At 48.5% G+C, this 1,996-nt stretch carries 2 protein-coding genes; one reads left to right on the top strand and one right to left on the bottom strand.

The annotated features are described in order from the left end of the window. A partial coding sequence (gene tnpC / locus G3I67_RS14865; RefSeq protein ID WP_163656360.1) for an IS66 family transposase occupies positions 1-1,378 on the top strand: 1,378 nt, incomplete at its 5' end. Position 1,379: 1 nt separating this feature from the next. Here tnpC and G3I67_RS14860 read toward each other — a convergent pair. Beyond that, a complete protein-coding gene (locus tag G3I67_RS14860) occupies positions 1,380-1,751 on the bottom strand; it encodes a hypothetical protein (RefSeq protein WP_163656359.1) in 372 nt (123 codons plus the stop codon). Between the last annotated feature and the right edge of the window lie 245 nt (positions 1,752-1,996).

The following is a 1,996-nucleotide window of genomic DNA, read 5'->3' as shown; positions in this document are numbered from 1 at the left end:
CATGTTGTTTGGTCAGAAGTCCGAGAAACTGATTGCCCAAGTCAATCAACTTGAGCTGGAAATTGAAGAGTTAGAAATCAATCAAGGCATCCGAGCATCAATAATCGAGACCAAAGCTGATGCCCCACGTGTCGCTCCCACTCGTCGCCCGTTACCTGAGCATCTGCCCCGCGATATTCAGGAGCATTTACCTGCCGATGCCGCATGCCCTGATTGTGGTGGCGAATGGAAAAAGATCGGCGAAGACGTCAGTGAAGTTCTGGAACATATCCCGGCCAGCTATCGCGTGATTCGCCATGTTCGTCCACGCATGGCCTGTGTATGTTGCGATCGGATGGCACAAGCACCTGCGCCGAGTCGCCCGATTGCACGTAGCTACTTTGGACCAGGGTTGATTGGTCACATGATTATTGCAAAATATATGGATCATCAACCCATCTACCGGCAATGCCAGCAAGCTTCGCGAGAAGGTGTTGAGCTGAGTGAAAGTACTGTTTGCGACGTGATCGGTGGAGCGCATCAACTACTGCGTCCATTAATGAATGCTTTGCAACGATATGTCTTTGCGTCGTCCAAATTGCATGCAGATGACACGCCCATCGATGTGTTGGCCCCGGGCAATGGTAAGACTAAGCAAGGGCGACTCTGGGTCTATACGAGCGACAATCGACCTGCGGGTGAAACTAACGCACCTGCGGTCTGGTTTCGCTACTCGCCTGATCGCAAAGGCATTCACCCGCAAACACACCTGAAAGATTACAGAGGCATTCTACAGGCGGATGCTTATGCCGGTTACAACGCAGTTTATGAGACTGGTCGGGTGATTGAAGCAGGCTGTTGGGCACATACCAGACGTAAGTTTTATGACATACACGCCACTCGGCCGACACCGATTACCACTCATGTTCTGGCGCAAATTGCAGAGCTCTACAAAATAGAATCCGGCATTCGTGGCAGTCCAATCCACCGAAGACGAGAAATCCGACAGGAGCAATCCAAACCGATTGTCACCGCGCTATTTGCCTGGCTGACTGAACAGATCTCGACAATCTCGCGTAAATCCGTGACTGCCGATGCAATCGGCTATGCCATGAATCAAAGGCGAGCACTAGAGCGCTATCTGGAAGATGGTTTGATCGAGATCGATAACAATGCTGCAGAACGGGCATTGCGAACGGTTGCCCTTGGGCGAAAGAACTATTTGTTTCTTGGATCGGATGCGGGCGGTGAACGAGCCGCTACCATGTATAGCCTGCTTGGCACGGTTAAGCTTAACGGATTGAATCCAGAAACTTACCTACGGCATGTACTGTTGGTCATCGCCGACCACCCGGTCAATCGGATTGACGAGTTACTTCCTTGGAATGTGAAGTTATAAATTAATCCAATTGCTCACGAATAAGTGGATCTCTTGAAAGATCCCAAACCATCGAATGGTGTTGAACTTCAAACCATTCCTTAAACATGTTTAAGGTGCGCCCTTTAGGCCAAAGTGATTCGTCTACGTACCAAGCACCCAAGAATTGCGAAAAGAATTCTTTCCAATGTCGCTCCACCCAGCGCTTCGCATCATCAGGGGAATTAAATTTATCTTCTGAAACTAAATAAGCATCCTGCTCTTGTCTGAGCGAATCTAAACTTATTTGTTGAATGAGACTTGGATCTGTCGCAAAAAGCCAATCAAGTGCCGGTTGCAACGGCATAATTAAAATTAAAGTACGGTTGACTGTCACTTCAAGATCTGCGCGCATTTTTAACAATTCTTATGAAAGAGATGTGACAATTTTAAGTTTTAAAAAATACTCGGCTTACCGTCAAGACGGTACTGACCGGACGCTTACCTATTGACTTGGAGCCTGTAAATAAATTGTATGCGTCCGGTGAAGTCATCTTGAGCCGGGTTTAGCAAACCGCGATAGTGTCCGCGATAGGAGATTGTGGACACGATGACTAGTAAACCGCCCATTAGCACCAAGACCCGGCGAGAGCGTCGGGC

This window comes from Sheuella amnicola (assembly GCF_010499255.1).
Taxonomy (GTDB): Bacteria; Pseudomonadota; Gammaproteobacteria; order Burkholderiales; family Burkholderiaceae_B; genus Zwartia; species Zwartia amnicola.
Note: the sequence above shows the minus strand (reverse complement) of the source record. Positions and strands in the feature narration are given on the sequence as shown.